The sequence below is a fragment of the Burkholderia sp. Ax-1719 genome, from assembly GCF_011753055.1.
GTDB lineage: Bacteria > Pseudomonadota > Gammaproteobacteria > Burkholderiales > Burkholderiaceae > Paraburkholderia.
The window spans coordinates 264,898-280,491 of sequence record NZ_VWWJ01000006.1; the positions used below are offsets into that span (position 1 = coordinate 264,898).

At 64.6% G+C, this 15,594-nt stretch carries 14 protein-coding genes; 8 read left to right on the forward strand and 6 right to left on the reverse strand.

Annotation, left to right across the window (positions count from 1 at the left end; translation table 11 throughout):
* Window positions 1–4 precede the first annotated feature (4 nt).
* The 3 genes from F3J17_RS14595 to F3J17_RS14605 form a co-directional block, all read right to left on the reverse strand.
* Window positions 5–3,133: an MdtB/MuxB family multidrug efflux RND transporter permease subunit gene (locus tag F3J17_RS14595; protein ID WP_167059476.1), complete on the reverse strand. Its 3,129-nt coding sequence runs from the start codon at window positions 3,131–3,133 to the stop codon at window positions 5–7.
* A 5-nt stretch (window positions 3,134–3,138) separates the two neighbouring features.
* A complete protein-coding gene (locus F3J17_RS14600; protein WP_167059478.1) occupies window positions 3,139–4,509 on the reverse strand; it encodes an MdtA/MuxA family multidrug efflux RND transporter periplasmic adaptor subunit in 1,371 nt (456 codons plus the stop codon).
* A gap of 530 nt (window positions 4,510–5,039) precedes the next feature.
* Window positions 5,040–5,894 (reverse strand): IclR family transcriptional regulator, encoded by an 855-nt coding sequence (locus F3J17_RS14605; protein WP_167059481.1) that lies wholly within the window; start codon window positions 5,892–5,894, stop codon window positions 5,040–5,042.
* Window positions 5,895–6,638: 744 nt separating this feature from the next.
* On the opposite strand from F3J17_RS14605, the gene F3J17_RS14610 reads away from it, so the two are divergent.
* Both F3J17_RS14610 and F3J17_RS14615 read left to right on the forward strand, forming a co-directional pair.
* Entirely contained in the window at window positions 6,639–7,556 is a 918-nt protein-coding gene (locus tag F3J17_RS14610; RefSeq protein WP_167059484.1) for a LysR substrate-binding domain-containing protein, read from the forward strand.
* A gap of 131 nt (window positions 7,557–7,687) precedes the next feature.
* Complete coding sequence (locus tag F3J17_RS14615) at window positions 7,688–8,425, forward strand: SDR family oxidoreductase (RefSeq protein WP_167059487.1); 738 nt, start codon at window positions 7,688–7,690, stop codon at window positions 8,423–8,425.
* A gap of 110 nt (window positions 8,426–8,535) precedes the next feature.
* Here the strand turns inward: F3J17_RS14615 and F3J17_RS14620 are convergent, their stop codons facing one another.
* Window positions 8,536–9,738: an ammonium transporter gene (locus F3J17_RS14620; RefSeq protein ID WP_167059490.1), complete on the reverse strand. Its 1,203-nt coding sequence runs from the start codon at window positions 9,736–9,738 to the stop codon at window positions 8,536–8,538.
* Window positions 9,739–9,773: 35 nt separating this feature from the next.
* Between F3J17_RS14620 and F3J17_RS14625 the strand changes: the two genes are divergently transcribed.
* A complete protein-coding gene (locus F3J17_RS14625) occupies window positions 9,774–10,049 on the forward strand; it encodes a hypothetical protein (RefSeq protein ID WP_167059493.1) in 276 nt (91 codons plus the stop codon).
* A 190-nt stretch (window positions 10,050–10,239) separates the two neighbouring features.
* Window positions 10,240–11,982 carry an ATP-binding protein gene (locus F3J17_RS14630; RefSeq protein ID WP_167059496.1) on the forward strand — a complete coding sequence of 581 codons (1,743 nt, stop codon included), beginning with the start codon at window positions 10,240–10,242 and terminating at the stop codon, window positions 11,980–11,982.
* A gap of 49 nt (window positions 11,983–12,031) precedes the next feature.
* Here F3J17_RS14630 and F3J17_RS14635 read toward each other — a convergent pair whose 3' ends face one another.
* Both F3J17_RS14635 and F3J17_RS14640 read right to left on the reverse strand, forming a co-directional pair.
* The gene (locus tag F3J17_RS14635; protein ID WP_240160978.1) at window positions 12,032–12,316 is read right to left on the reverse strand and encodes a hypothetical protein; all 285 of its coding nucleotides are present in this window, start codon (window positions 12,314–12,316) and stop codon (window positions 12,032–12,034) included.
* Window positions 12,317–12,530: 214 nt separating this feature from the next.
* Entirely contained in the window at window positions 12,531–13,112 is a 582-nt protein-coding gene (locus tag F3J17_RS14640) for a DJ-1/PfpI family protein (RefSeq protein ID WP_167059502.1), read from the reverse strand.
* Between the two features lie 59 nt (window positions 13,113–13,171).
* Between F3J17_RS14640 and F3J17_RS14645 the strand changes: the two genes are divergently transcribed.
* From F3J17_RS14645 to F3J17_RS14660, 4 genes are all read left to right on the forward strand, one after another.
* Entirely contained in the window at window positions 13,172–13,723 is a 552-nt protein-coding gene (locus F3J17_RS14645) for a GNAT family N-acetyltransferase (protein ID WP_167059504.1), read from the forward strand.
* Between the two features lie 2 nt (window positions 13,724–13,725).
* Window positions 13,726–14,244, forward strand: coding sequence for a hypothetical protein (locus tag F3J17_RS14650; protein WP_167059507.1), 519 nt, complete (start codon window positions 13,726–13,728; stop codon window positions 14,242–14,244).
* A gap of 115 nt (window positions 14,245–14,359) precedes the next feature.
* Window positions 14,360–14,833: an Rrf2 family transcriptional regulator gene (locus F3J17_RS14655; RefSeq protein WP_167059510.1), complete on the forward strand. Its 474-nt coding sequence runs from the start codon at window positions 14,360–14,362 to the stop codon at window positions 14,831–14,833.
* A 94-nt stretch (window positions 14,834–14,927) separates the two neighbouring features.
* Complete coding sequence (locus F3J17_RS14660) at window positions 14,928–15,572, forward strand: NAD(P)-dependent oxidoreductase (protein WP_167059513.1); 645 nt, start codon at window positions 14,928–14,930, stop codon at window positions 15,570–15,572.
* The last annotated feature ends 22 nt before the right edge of the window (window positions 15,573–15,594 follow it).

Below are 15,594 nucleotides of genomic sequence, written 5' to 3' on the forward strand. Positions count from 1 at the left end.
GTCATCACTCCGCGTCAGCCGAAGGCGCAGGCGGGGTTGAATTCGAGCCACCGCCAAAGCGCTTGCGCATGCGCGCTGCGAGCGAATCGAAGGCCAGGTAGATCACCGGCGTCGTGAACAGCGTGAGCGCCTGCGACACGATCAGACCGCCCGCAATCGCAATCCCCAGCGGCCGGCGCAATTCCGAACCCGCGCCGGTGCCGAGCATCAGCGGCAGCGCGCCGAGCAACGCCGCCATCGTCGTCATCATGATCGGGCGGAAACGCAGCAGACACGCCTGATAGATGGCTTCGCGCGGCGGCTTGCCTTCGTTGCGTTCGGCGTCGAGCGCGAAGTCGATCATCATGATCGCGTTCTTCTTGACGATGCCGATCAAAAGCACGATGCCGATGATGCCGATGATGTCCAGATCGTGCCCGGTGATCATCAGCGCAAGCAGCGCGCCGATGCCCGCCGACGGCAGCGTGGAGAGAATCGTGATCGGATGCACGAAGCTCTCGTACAGCACGCCTAGCACGATATACATCGTCACGATGGCCGCGAGGATCAGGAACAGTTCGTTCGACAGCGACGCCTGGAACGCAAGCGCCGCGCCCTGGAAGCGCGTCTGGAACGAACCCGGCAGCCCGATATCCTGCTCCGCCTGCTGGATCGCCTTGACCGCCGCGCCCAGCGAAGCGCCCGGCGCGAGGTTGAACGACACCGTGGTGGCCGGGAACTGCGACAGATGCGAGACCAGCAGCGGCGCGGGCCGCTCGTGGAACTTCGCAATGGCCGACAGCGGCACCTGGCCGGTCGTCGACGTGGAAGAGGGCAGGTAGATCGAGTTCAGCGAATCGGTGTAGTGCTGCATCACCGGGTCGGCTTCCAGGATCACGCGGTACTGGTTCGACTGCGTGAAGATGGTCGAGATGATGCGCTGGCCGTAGGCGTCGTAGAGCGCGTTGTCCACGGTCGCGGGCGTGATGCCGTAGCGCGCCGCGCTTGCGCGGTCGATCTCGATGAACACGGACGAGCCCTGATCCTGCAGATCGGTGGCCACATCGGCGAGTTCCGGCACCTGTTGCAGGCGGCGCACGAGCTTGGGCACCCAGGTCGTGAAGTCCTGGATGTTGGGCGTCGTCAGCATGAACTGGTATTGCGTGGGGCTGACGGTAGAGTCGATGGTCAGATCCTGCACCGGCTGCATGAAGAGCGTCGCGCCCGCCACGTGCGAGGTCGATTGCTGCAGATCGCGGATGATCTCGCTCGCGGTTTCGCTGCGGTCGTCGCGCGGTTTCAGGTTGATGAGCATTCGCCCGCTATTGAGCGTGATGTTCGAACCGTCGACGCCGATGAACGAGGTCAGGCTTTCTACGTTCTCGTTCTTGAGGATCTCGTTGGCGAGCGCCTGCTGGCGTTCGGCCATCGACGCATAGGAGACCGACTGCGGCGCCTGCGTGATCGCCTGGATCACGCCGGTGTCCTGCACCGGGAAGAAGCCCTTGGGCACCACCACGTAAAGAAAGCCCGTGAGCACCAGCGTGATGGCGAACACCAGCAGCGTGAGGCGCTGGCGCGCCAGCACCCAGTCGAGCGCCACGCCGTAACGGCCAATGATGTATTCGAAGAACGCGTGCACGCGCGTCTCGAAGCGGCGGCTCTCGGTGGGCGGCGTGTGGCGCAGCATCTTCGCGCACATCATCGGCACCAGCGTGAGCGACACCACCGCCGAAATCACGATCGTCACGGCCAGCGTAATGGCGAATTCGTGGAACAGACGCCCGACCACGTCGCCCATGAAGAGCAGCGGGATCAGCACGGCGATCAGCGATACCGTCAGCGAAATAATGGTGAAGCCGATCTGCTTTGAGCCCTTGAGCGCCGCTTCGAGCGGCGTTTCGCCGTCCTCCACGTAGCGCGCGATGTTCTCGATCATGACGATCGCGTCGTCCACCACGAAGCCGGTGGCGATGGTCAGCGCCATCAGCGAGAGGTTGTCGAGCGAGAAGCCGCACAGATACATCACCGCGAGCGTGCCGATCAGCGAGAGCGGCACGGAGAGACTCGGGATGATGGTCGCGTAGATGTTGGCGAGGAACAGGTACATGACCAGCACCACCAGCACGACCGACATCAGCAGTTCGAACTGCACGTCGCGCACCGAGGCGCGGATCGTGGTGGTGCGGTCAGTGACGATCTGCACGTCGAGCGATTGCGGCAGCGACTCCTGCAACTGCGGCAGCAGCGCCTTGATGTTGTCCACCACCGCGATCACGTTCGCGCCGGGCTGGCGCTGCACGTTCAGGATGATCGCGGGCGTGTCGTCCACCCATGCGCCGAGCTTGGTGTTCTCCGCGCCCTGGATGATGTTGGCGACGTCCGTGAGCATCACCGGCCGACCGTTGCGATAGGCGATGACGGCGTCCTTGTAGGCGTCGGCGTCGGTCAGCTGGTCGTTGGCGTTGATGGTGTAGGCGCGCGTCGGGCCGTCGAAGTTGCCCTTCGGCGTGTTGACGTTGAGGTTCGAAATGCTGGTGCGCAGGTCGTCCAGATTCAGGCCATAGGCCGCGAGCGCGCGCGGGTTCGCCTGAATCCGCACGGCCGGGCGCTGGCCGCCCGACAGGCTCACCAGACCCACGCCCGCTACCTGCGAAATCTTTTGCGCGAGGCGCGTATCGGCGAGATCCTGGATTTGCGTGAGCGGCAGCGTCTTCGAGGTGATGGCGAGCGTGATGATCGGCGCGTCGGCCGGGTTGACCTTGGCGTAAATCGGCGGCGCGGGCAGGTCGGACGGCAGCAGGTTGCCGGCCGCGTTGATGGCGGCCTGCACTTCCTGCTCGGCGATATCGAGCGGCAGATCGAGGCTGAACTGCAGCGTGATCACCGACGAGCCCGCCGAGCTTTGCGACGACATCTGGTTGAGCGACGGCATCTGCCCGAACTGGCGTTCGAGCGGCGCGGTCACGGAGGACGTCATCACGTCCGGGCTCGCGCCCGGATAGAAGGTCTGCACCTGGATGGTCGGGTAATCGACTTCAGGCAGCGCGGACAGCGGCAGGAAACGCAGCGCGACGAGACCGACCAGCATGATCGCCGCCATGAGCAGCGCCGTGCCGACCGGGCGCAGGATAAAGGCGCGGGACGGATTCATGCGGCTTACTGGCCCGAAGTCTCAGAGGCGTGGCGGCGGTGGCCGTGGTGGGCGCCGGAAGCCGCATTGGCTCCTGAAGCACCCGAGGCACCCGAAGCATGCTTCGGGTGCGCGGCGGGAATCGTGATCTTCGCGCCTTCGCGCAGACGGTCCGAACCGTCGATCACCACGCGCTCGCCCACGGCGAGACCCGAGGCGATGCTGGTGCGTTCGGCGTCGATCGGGCCGACCTTGACCACGCGCACCGTGACGGTGTTGTCGGGCTTCACCACATAGACGTACTGCCCTTGCGAGCCGTTGAGCACGGCCGAAGTCGGCACGATCACGGCGTTGTGGATCGTATCCACAAGCAGGCGCGCATTGACGAACTGGTTCGGGAACAGCGACTGGTCGTCATTGGCGAAGCTTGCGCGCAGCTTCACGGTGCCCGTCGTGGTGTCGATCTGGTTGTCGATGGTCTGTACGAAGCCGTTTTCCAGCAGCGTGGTATTGCTGCGGTCGTAGGCCGCCACGGACATCTTCGTGCCCGCGTGCAGTTGCTTCATGATCGACGGCAGATTGTCTTCCGAAGTCGTGAAGATCACGCTGATCGGCTGCAACTGCGTGAGCACGACGATGCCGTTGGTATCGCCCGAGGTCACATAGTTGCCCGGATCGACCTGACGCAGGCCGACGCGACCCGACACCGGCGCGGTGATGCGCGCATAGGTGAGGTCGAGCTTGTAGGTGTCGATATTGGCCTGATCGGATTTGACCGTGCCTTCGTACTGCTTGACGAGCGAGGCTTGCGTATCGACCTGCTGGCTTGCGATCGAGTCCTGCGAGAGCAGGGTCTGGTAGCGCTTGAGGTCCAGGCGCGCCGTGGCGAGCAGCGCCTGGTCGCGCGCGAGCTGGCCTTCGGCGTTGGCCAGCGAGATCTGGTAGGGGCGCGGGTCGATCTGGGCGAGCACGTCGCCCTGCTTGACCATCTGGCCTTCCTGGAAATTGACGCTCTGCAGCGTGCCCGATAGTTGCGTGCGCACCGTGACGTCGGCCAGCGGCGTGACCGTGCCGAGCGCGGTGATGACGATCGGCATATCGCCGGAGGCGGCCGTGGCCACGCTCACGGGCTGCGGCTGGTTGGCGAATGCGCCGCCGCCGCTGCGTCCGCCGTGACGCCCGCCACCGCCGCCGCTTGCCGCATTGGATGCGCCTGCGCCGCCGTTCGCACTGCGGCTCCACGGCTGCCAGCGCAGCAGCACGATGGCCGCGACGATCAACACGACCGCGATCGCAATCAGCTTGCCGCGGCTCTTGCGCGGCGCCGGGCCGCCCGTGGCGGGAGAGGACGGCGTGTCTCGACGAGGGGAATCCGGGCGCTTTTCTTGTTGATCCATCGGTCAGGTCGGTTGCGAGTAACGGTGACGTGCTTTGAGACGTGCTTGTCGGTTGAGCGGATTGGCGCGTGCTAGCGAAAGGCAAAGGCTGCGCACGCAGCCGCGGTTGCCGATGCTACGCGAGATGCGCGCAAGCTTGATGTCAGGTGACGGCTGGCAGGCCTGACGTGGCTGGCTGGCCTGGAGGGGCGGGCTGGCGGAGGGGGAACGACGGCAGGTCGGCGGCGCAAGGCGCGACGGACACCGTGGCGAGCATGCGCCAGACCGATGCGGTTACGGTCCTGCCGCTTGCGTGCTGTTCCCCGGGATGCGCCACGCACTCACAGACACCTGTCTGCGTTTGCGACGGCGTACTAATGACTGACCGACACCTTACCAGCGGCTCACGCCACCTGAAAAGCATGATGCTACGTTGCGCCCTTTGTTACCGTCCAGTGCCGTTTCTTTCGAGGCGTTACGGAGGTTACAGGTCGTATCTTCGTTGTGTAAGAAATTGGGCGTCAGGGTGTCGAGGATCGGTGACAGGATGATCAGCGGGAATGCGGCGCGGGTCGGATGGGCGCTGGCAGGAGCGCCGTGCCGCCGATCTCTTCCGCGATGCGCTCGACGCATTCGCGCAGCAGCGGCATCGCATGCGAGACGAGCCAGTCGCGCGGGCATTGCTGGGCCGCGCCGCCGCAATTGATGGCATAGAGCTCGCCATTGGGCCCGGCAAAGGCGCCGGCGATGGCGTTCAGGCCTTCGTACCATTCGCCGATGGCCATGGCGTAGCCCTGCGACGCGGTCTCCGCGAGCGCGGCGTCCATACGGCTGCTGACGAAGCCCCAGTCGTTGCCGGCTGCGGCCTGCAGGGCCGTGGTCAGTTCGGCGCGCGAATCGGCGTCGAGCGCGACCAGATAGGCTCGGCCCACGGCGGTGCGGCTCATGTCGATCCGCGAGCCTACTTCGAGGCGCGAAACCAGCACGGCCGAACGCGGCCGGATGGCGTCGATCACCACCATGTCCAGGCGGTCGCGCACGGCGAGGTGCACGGAGAGCGCGGTGCGCTCGGCCAGGCGCGTAAGGAAGGGGCGGGCGCGCTCGCGCAGATCGGCGTTGCGCAGGAAGCCGCTGGACAGCTCCAGCACCGACGAAGTCAGCACGAAGCGTTCGCTGTCGGGCAGGCGGGCCAGGAAACCGGTCGAGACGAGCGTGCCTGTCAGGCGCGAAAGCGTCGCTTTGGGAATACCGGTAAGCTCCGTCAGTTCGCGATTGCCGAGCGGCGTTTCAGCAGCGGCAATCGCGCGCAGGACCGTCAGGCCGCGCGCCAGCGCCGTGACTTCGTCGGCGCTGCCGTCTTTCGAGTCCCGCGCCGCTTCGCTGCGGGAGGGGGAGTTGGAGGTCATCGGCAAAGCTCTCAGGTGTGATTGTTGGTTTGTCGTCTTGTTGTGTGTGTTTTCTGGAACACTATTTCAACTTTTATTGCATCGTGTGCAAACTCGATACGCATAGCAGACGGGGCGAAATCCCGGCGCAAAGCCCAACTGTCGGACGAAAGCCGCACAGCACGGGGAAACGCGGGCCACATCGATATCTAAAAAACATAATCGGTTATGTTTGATAGTTCGCGTAATCTGGCGAGATTTTGCTTGACTTAGTCAGCATATGGGTAAAAAATGGAATCTAATTTCGACAGGATCTGAAATCCTGACAGCGAGCAACGATTTCAGCTTTTTTGCACCAATATTGCGCGTTGTTTCGGTTTCGGCGGTCATGGCGCAGTCGTATGGCAAGGGTTTGAATTGATTCGATGACGTTTGAAGCATCGGCCTGAACCCAAGACCTCGCGAACCTTGCGGGGTTTTTAAGTGCCTCGGGTTATGCATAACGCATAAGTTGCAATTCCCCCATTACGATTTGCTGCCGGCCCCATCCAGCGGTCGATTACCGGCTCTCAGGTTCTAGCACGGCCCTCGGAATGGCTAGAACTTTTCAAAGCGTCACGTTCACACGTGGCGCTTTTTTTTCGCGTGCGCCAGCGCACACGGTCCCGCAATTCTGCTTCTTATGGGTCCGGCAATACCTGTTATCCGAATCGTTCGGCGAGCTTTGCCGTACTATCGCCGCTCAACCGTTCGATGGAGCGGCACATGTTATCCGAAGATGAACTTGCCTTGCTCGAAGCAATACGCGAAAGCGGCAGTCTGTCGCGTGCCGCCGCGCGCCTGAACAAAGCGCCTTCGACGGTTTCGCATGCCGCCCGTCAACTGGAAGCCCGCTTTGACGCGCTGCTGTTCGATCGTCGCAATTACCGCCTGCAACTCACGCCCGCCGGACAACTGCTCGCCGATGAAGCAGGGCGGCTGATGCAGGACGTCGCGCGCATGACGCAGCGCGTGCGCCAGGTGGCGAACGGCTGGGAAGACCGCCTCTGGATCGTCACGGACGAAATCCTCGAATTTGAATTGCTGATGCCGGTGGTGCGCGATTTCGATGCGCTCGAATCGGGCGTCAGGCTGCGCTTCACGCACGAGGTGCTGGCGGGCACCTGGGAAGCGCTGCGCGATGGCCGCGCCGATCTGATCATCGGCGCGACCAACGAGCCGCCCGCCATCGCCGGGCTGCACTGGTTCGAACTGGGCGTGATGGAGTGGGTGTTCGCGGTGGGCGCGCGCCATCCGCTGGCCGGCGCTGCCGGGCCGCTCACGCGCGAGCGCATTCTTGCCGAGCGCGGCGTGGCGGTGGCCGATTCGTCGCGGCATACGCCGGGGCGTGCCTACGGGCTGCTCGGCGGTCAGGACGTGCTGGCGGTGCCGACCATGCGCGCCAAGATCCTCGCGCAGCGCGACGGCCTGGGCGTAGGCTGGGTGCCGCGCGAGCGCGCCGCCAGGCTGCTGGCGAGCGGCGAACTCATCGAGAAGGAAACCGCGAGCCCGCGCGAGCCGAACGTGCTCTACGTGGCGTGGCGCGCCGAACGGCCGGGCCGCGCGCTGCAATGGTGGATCGAGCAGTTGCGCCAGCCGCGCCTGGCCGGGCGGCTCGTCAAGGGGATCGAGGTGAGCGCCTGAGGAGGCAGAACCAGAAACGTTCGAAAATTTCGAATGTGTTCATCGGCAAGCTCGTACGGCAACGCACGTCGTTCCCGGCACCATGACGTTACGGTCCAGCACGGACCACGCTTCCAAACCGGAGAAACGTCATGAATCGCTTTGCCAACAAAACTGTCCTCGTCACCGGCGGCACCAGCGGCATCGGTCTTGCCACCGCCCAGGCCTATGCGGCCGAAGGCGCACGCGTCGTCGTCACGGGTCGCGATGAAGCGGCGCTGGCCGCCGCGCGCCAGACGCTGGGCGCAAACGCGCTCGCGTATCGCAACGACGCCGCATCGCCAGCCGCGTCGCGCGAACTGGCCGCCGCGCTAGCCGAGGCGGGTGTGCGTCTGGACGCCGTGTTCATCAACGCCGGCGTGGCGAAGTTCGCGCCGTTCGATCAGGTCGACGAAGCGCTCTGGGACGAAAGCTTCGACATCAACGTGAAGGGCGCGTACTTCCAGATTCAGGCGCTGTTGCCGCTGCTGAACGCGGGCGCCTCGATTGTGCTGAACGGCTCGATCAACGCGCATATCGGCATGCCTTCGTCCTCGGTGTATGCGGCCAGCAAGGCGGCGTTGGTGTCGTTCGCGAAGACGCTGTCGGCGGAACTGCTGCCGCGCGGCGTGCGCGTGAATGTCGTGAGCCCCGGCCCGGTCACCACGCCGCTGCACGGCAAGATCGGCATGGACGACGCCACCAAGGTCGAACTCGCGAAGCAGATCCCGCTCGGCCGTTTCGGCACGGCCGCCGAACTCGCTTCGACGGTGCTGCATCTGAGCGCGGCGGAGTCGGCGTTTATCGTGGGCACCGAAATCATCGTCGACGGCGGCATGAGCCAGCTTTGAGCGCGATGTAGTCGCAGCGGCGCGCGTGGACACGCGCAAATGAAAAGGCGCGGGCGGTTTCCACCGCTCGCGCCTTTGACATTGGCATCAAGCCTTGAAGATTGAATCGATCACGACACCGATTCGCGCTCCGGCGTCGCCGTGATCTTGTGAATCGACAGATCCGCGCCGTTGTATTCGTCTTCCTGATCGATGCGCAGGCCCACGGTCGCACGCAGCACGCCATAGACGACGAAGCCGCCCACCGACGCCATCACGATGCCGGCCAGCGTGCCGGCAATCTGCGCGCCCAGCGACACGCCGCCGATCCCGCCCAGCGCGCGCGTGCCGAAAATCCCCGCCGCGATGCCGCCCCACGCACCGCACAGACCGTGCAGCGGCCACACGCCGAGCACGTCGTCGATGCGCCAGCGGTTCTGCACGCAGGTGAACATATAGACGAACAGCACGCCCGCCACTGCGCCCGTGGCCAGCGCGCCGAGCGGATGCATGATGTCCGAGCCCGCGCACACGGCGACCAGCCCCGCGAGCGGCCCGTTATAGGTAAAGCCCGGATCGTTGCGGCCTGCGAGCCACGCCGAGAGGGTGCCGCCCACCATCGCCATCAGCGAATTCACGGCGACGAGGCCGCTGATCTTGTCGATGGTCTGCGCGCTCATCACGTTGAAGCCGAACCAGCCCACCGCCAGCACCCAGGCGCCCAGCGCGAGAAACGGAATGCTCGACGGCGGATGCGCCGAGATGCGTCCGTCGCGCGAATAACGGCCATGTCGCGCGCCCAGCAGCATCACGGCCGGCAACGCGACCCAGCCGCCGAACGCATGCACGACCACCGAGCCGGCGAAATCGTGGAACGGCGCACCGAAGACATGCGTGATCGCGTCCTCGAAACCCAGCCGGTTGTTCCAGACCATGCCTTCGAAGAACGGATAGATAAAGCCCGTGATCACGAAAGTGGCGAACAGTTGCGGATTGAATTTCGAGCGCTCGGCGATGCCGCCCGAAACAATGGCCGGAATCGCCGCCGCGAACGTCAGCAGGAAGAAGAAGCGCACCAGCTGATAGCCGTTGTGTTCGGCGAGCAGGGAGGCGGGCGAGAAGAACTGCACGCCATACGCGATCGTGTAGCCGATGAAGAAATAGGCAATCGTCGAGACCGAGAAGTCGACGAGGATTTTCACGAGCGCATTGACCTGATTCTTCTTGCGCACGGTGCCGAGTTCGAGGAACGCGAAGCCCGCGTGCATCGCGAGCACCATGGCGGCGCCGAGCAGCAGAAAAAGCGTGTCCGTGCCGGTTTTGAGATTGTCCATCCTTGCGTCCTGCGTTTGCCCTAAAGGAGCGCGTTATGAGCAAGATGTGGGCCAGGTATGTGCCGACTATGCGCCAGCTTGGTGAACGCGATCGTCTGGCGGGGCATTCTGACAGTGCGCGCGTGCACCGGAGCGGAACGGATGGCCGCTCGCGATGCGCTGTCATTGCGCGTGCGTGTCATGCTGGTGCAAAGCGATTCCAGTGCGCTTCGGCACAATTGCAGTGCTTGCGCGCAAAGGTGGTGAAGCGGCGCGCCATATTGGGGCTGTTTATTCGTTTTTCCTTTCTGTATCAATTGCTTGTCGGCTAATCGAAATAATTGGGAGGTCGAAATGCCGCCCGCGCTGCGACCCGTTTGATTTCACGCAGGCAGCGGCCGGAGCCGCTTAATTCCGATCTCGCGCCATTCGTCTGTCATCCAGGCCGCACGCGGGGCGCAAACGCCGACATAATGGCGAATCGACACTTTCCGCCGTCCGGACGCTCCGAACCGCCACTCAATGCGCCTCACCACCAAAGGGCTGTTGCTGATCGCGATTCCCGCTGTTTTCGAGTTGACCTTGCTGTCGGCCATCGTCAAGGCCGAGGCCGACGCGGAAGCCGCCGAGCGCATGGGACAGCACAGCCAGGAAGTGCTCGCGCAGGCGGGCCGCGTGCTGGAGCCGGTGCTGGTCGAGTCGGTCAGGTTGCGCGGGGCCGTGGCGGCCAGCGACACGCATTTTTCGACGCCGGTTGGCACCTGGATGGACGTGGACCGGCGCATCGACCGGCTCGTCGATCTCGTTTCCGACAATCCTTCGCAGGTCGCGCGCGCCGTACAGATCCGCCAGGCGGTGCAAAGCTACCGGCAGTGGTCGGACCGCATCCAGGATCTGCTGCATTCGGGCCGCCGCGCCGATCTCGTCGAGCGCTTTCGCACTTTCTCCGATTTCGATGTGCTCGATCGTGTGCGTACGCAGGTCAGCGCCTTCCAGACCGAGGAGCGCCGCCTGGACGTGACGCGCGTGAGCGCCGCCGAACAGGCGCGCGCGCAGCAGCAAACCCTCGTGATGGCGGCGGTGATCGGCTCGATCCTGCTGGTGGCGCTTTCGGTTTCGCTGTTCACGCGCGGCTTGCGTGGGCGGCTCGATGCGCTGTCGGACAACGCCGGGCGGCTGGCGGGCAACGAACCGCTTGCGCCGCTCACGAGCGGCAACGATGAAATCGCCCAGCTCGACCTCACGCTGCATCAGATCAGCCAGCGCCTCGTCGAGGCGGAACGCCTGCGGCTGGGCTTCCAGGCCGACCTCGCACGCCGCGCCGAGCAACTGGCGGCCATCAACGAAAACCTGCGCCAGCAGACCCAGGAAAACGAGATGTTCATTCACAGCGTGTCGCATGACTTGCGCGCGCCGCTGGTGAACCTGCAGGGTTTCTCGCGCGAACTCACGCACGCTTGCGACGATCTGCGCGAACGCGTGGCGCGCTCTTCGCTGTCGCCCGAGGCGCGCGAGCGGGTTGAGCGCGTCATCAATGAAGATATCGCCGAAGCCTTGCGGTATCTGCAGACCGCCGTGCTGCGCGCGTCGCACATCATCGACGCGCTGCTGCGGCTCGCGCGCGTTGGGCGCGTGGAGTACCGGCGTCAGCGCGTCAATGTTCAGGAACTGGTGCAGCGCGTGGTGGATGCGATGCATGCCTCCGTGCGCGCGCGTCAGGCGCAGGTGAGCGTGCGCACGCTGCCGCCCGTATGGGGTGACCCGACTGCGCTGGAACAGATCTTCGCGAATCTGATCGGCAACGCGCTCAATTATCTCGATCCGTCACGCGAGGGGCGCGTCGAGATCGGCACGGCCAATGCACCGCCGGGCGTGGAATCGCTGCAGATCTTCTACGTGCGCGACAACGGCCTGGGGATTCCGGAAGTCGCGTTGCCGCGACTTTTTCAGGCGTTTCAGCGCATGCACGGCAATGTTGCGCCAGGCGAAGGCATCGGTCTCGCGCTCGTGCGGCGGATGGTCGAGCGGCACGGTGGGCGTGTGTGGGTGGAATCCGTTGAGGGCGAAGGCACGACCTTCTATCTCTCATTGCCCGACGCGCTGGCGGTCGTGCCGCCCGCGCCGGGTGAGGCTGCTGCGTTGATGGCCGCGCACGAGCGCGAATTGCGCGGCGGTGAGGCGGACGAGGCCAGGGAGCTGGCCGTGGCAGGGGGCGCGGGTGGCGTAATGGGGGGCGTTATCGGAGGCGCGCTGCCTGCGCCTTGACGTTTGTTGCGCAGGCTGGATCTGGCCGGCGCGATTCAACAGGCGCGATTTAACAGGCGAATAGCCGACGTTGCTTGAGCAACTGATGCCCGCGCACCGACCACAGACAGCCCACAACCGCAAGCACGAACACGACAGCCAGCGCGCCGCGCGGGCTCAAATAGGGCGCAACAGGAATCTCGCCCGGCGCCGCGAAAGTACGCTGCAGCATCACCAGCGCAGCCCACAGGGCCACGGCGGCCTGGATCAGCATGCGTCGGCCACGAACGTGGCGCGCCCGTTCGGCCGAGGTGCCGCGCCGGTTCGAATGACGGCAGAAGAAGGCGATTGCCATTAATGCAATCGCGAGAAGAACCACCCAGTCTGTGAGCGCCATCGCTACACACTCCGATACTTTGACAATACGTGAACAAACTATTGTCGGGAGTGCAGAGCGATGGAGGCATCAGAAGGATCCTAATTTTCGCTCGCTTACGTTAAATATTGTCAGAGGCGCACGCTCGGCGGATGGCGAAGCGCACGCGTCAGTCGGCCGTTATCGGCCGGTCTTACGGTTCGATGCGCGTGCCGAGCAGCACGAGGAACTGGCGCAGCCATTCAGGGTGTGCGGGCCAGGCGGGCGCGGTAACGAAGGGGGCGTCGGTCACGGCGCTGTCGATGGCGATGTCGGCATATTCGCCGCCCGCGAGACGCACTTCGGGCGCGCAGGCCGGATAGGCCGAAATGCGCTTGCCGCGAATCACCTCGGCGGCGGCGAGCAACTGCGCGGCGTGGCAGATCGCCGCGATCGGCTTGTTGGCGCCGGCGAAATATTGAACGATTTCGATGACTTTCGGATTCAGGCGCAGATACTCGGGCGCGCGGCCGCCCGCGATGGCCAGTGCGTCGTAGCTCTTCGGATCGATCTCGTCGAAACTCGCGTTCAGCGCGAACTGGTGGCCAGGCTTTTCGGTATAGGTCTGATCGCCTTCGAAATCGTGGATCGCGGTCTTGATGCGCTCGCCGGACTTTTTGCCCGGACACACGGCATCCACCTTGTGGCCCACCGCCTGGAGTGCCTGAAACGGCACCATCGTTTCATAGTCTTCGGCAAAGTCGCCCGTGAGGAAGAGGATCTTCTTGACTGCCATCGCTTGACTCCTGGTTGAGATGGTGGAACGGTTATTGCGCTTCCGGAGTCTACTCCAGCATGATTGACGATTTCACGAACCCGCCCGCAGCGCCTCGCCATGCTGTTGATCGCGCGCCCGAAACCCTTGTCTGGCGCGCTTACGAGCCGGGTCGCGATGCACAGCCGCTCGCCGGCCTGTTTCGCGCGGCGATTCTGACGCTTGCTGCATCGCACTACGATGCGGCGCAGCGCGAAGCGTGGGCTTCGGGCGCGGACGATCTCGATGAATTCGATGCACGGCTGGCGCGTGGCGTGACGATCGTGGCGTGTAGTGGGACCGAATACGCCGCGTTTGGCCAGCTTTTTCCCGGCGACCACGTGGAAATGCTGTATGTCGCGCCTGCGTGGACGCGGCGCGGTCTGGCTTCGGCGCTCATCGCGCGTCTCGAAGCCATCGCACGCGAGGCGCAGGCCGTCACGCTCGACACCGACGCCAGTGCGCTGGCGCGCCCGGTGTTCGAACGCGCGGGTTTTTCGCTGGTGGCGCAGGAATCGGTGCGGCGCGGCAGCGTATCATTGCCGCGTTTTCATCTTTGCAAACCGCTCAATGCGGTGTCTTTTTCAGGATGACCATGTCTTTGAAGTTATCTCAACGTTGGGCAGGCGTACCGGTTCTGGTGTGCGCGGCGCTCGCGCTCGCGGGCTGCGACAAGCAGAGCGCCTCGGCGCCCGATCTCAGCAAGCAGTCAGCCGACGCGATGCAGCAGGCGGCCCAGAGTGCGGCGAGCCAGGCCGCTGCGCAGGCGGCGCAGACGCTCGACAAGGCGGCCAGCTTCGTGAACCAGCAAATCGGCGCAGCGCAGCAGAAGCTCGACGAAACGGCGTCGCAAACGCAGGCGCAGATCCAGTCGAAAAGCGATAGCGCAAGCGCGTCGATTGCCGATAGCGCGAACAGCGCCAATGCATCCAGCGACGAACTCGCCTCGCAGGCGCGCGGTCAGTGGCGCGACGCGGCGAGCGCCGCGCACGCGCTGCTGGGCAATGCCGCCGCGGCCACCGGCACGGGGCTGTCGCTGGCCGGGCGCTCCTTGCAGCGCTGGGCCGCGAGCAGTTCAGCGGCAGCCAGCGGCGCGTCGGGTTCGAGCCAGTGAGGAGCGTGGACGCGCTCTAGCCGTGTCCGCTTGACGCGCGAAATTAATGTATCTATGATGGTTACACTTCGATGTTGATCACTTTTGCAGCCGTGCATCGCGCGGCCGATGTGTCGTGAATACGAGCAGCCGTTTCGCCTTTGCCGTCCATGTGCTCGCGCTGCTGGCGCTGCAGGAGGGCGCGCCGCTGTCGTCGGAGATGATCGCGGGCAGCGTGAACACGAATCCCGCGCTGATCCGGCGTCTGTTGACGATGCTGGCCAACGCCGGTCTCACCACCTCGCAACTGGGTGCGGGCGGCGGGGCGCTGCTGGCGCGCGAGCCGCAGGCGATCAGCCTGTTAGACATCTATCGTGCCGTGGACGATGCGCAGCTTTTCGCCATGCATCGTGAGGAGCCGAATCCGGCCTGCATGGTGGGGCGGCACATTCAGGTCTCGCTGCGCGGCATCATCGACGATGCGCAGCGTGCGATGGAAGCGTCGCTGGCTGCGCGCACGCTCGATCAGGTGGTCGACGAAATGCGGCACAGCGAACGCAAGCTCGAACGCAGCAAAAGTACACGCAGCGCGTCTTCCAACGCGCGCTGAACGCAGTCAAGCCATACGCGGGGCAATGCCCCGTTTTTTGAACCCTTAAATGTAACTATTATGGTTACATAAAATTGTGATCAGGAGTCTAGCTATGAGCAAGTCGTTGAAAATCGCCCTGTTTGGTGCAACCGGCATGGTGGGTTCGCGCATCGCCGCCGAAGCGGCGCGTCGTGGCCATCAGGTCAGCGCACTCGTTCGTCAGCCCGAGCGCGTCGCGGCAGGGCCGAACGTCGAGGCCGTCAAGGTCGATCTGCTCGATGCCGCGCAAGTAGCCGCGGCCGCGCGTGGTCATGACGTGGTTGCAAGCGCCTACGCGCCGCCGATGAGCCAGCTCGACGATCTGCAAACGGCGAGCCGCGCGCTGGTCGATGGCACGCGCGCAGCCGGTCTCAAGCGCCTCGTGGTGGTGGGCGGCGCGGGCTCGCTGGAAGTCGCGCCGGGCCAGCAACTCGTCGATACGGAAGGCTTTCCGGCGGCGTACAAGCCGATCGCGCTCGCGCACCGCGATGCCTACGCTTACTACCGCACGGTGTCGGATCTCGACTGGACGTTCTTCGCGCCCGCCGCACTGATCGCTCCGGGCGAGCGCACCGGCACGTTCCGCACCGGCGCGACCACGCTGATCGCCGATGCAAAGGGCGAAAGCCGCATTTCCGCCGAAGACTACGCCGTGGCCTTCGTGGATGAACTGGAGCAGGGCCGCTTCGTTCGCCAGATCGCCACCGTCGCTTACTGACGAGCGCGAGCGCGCACAATCG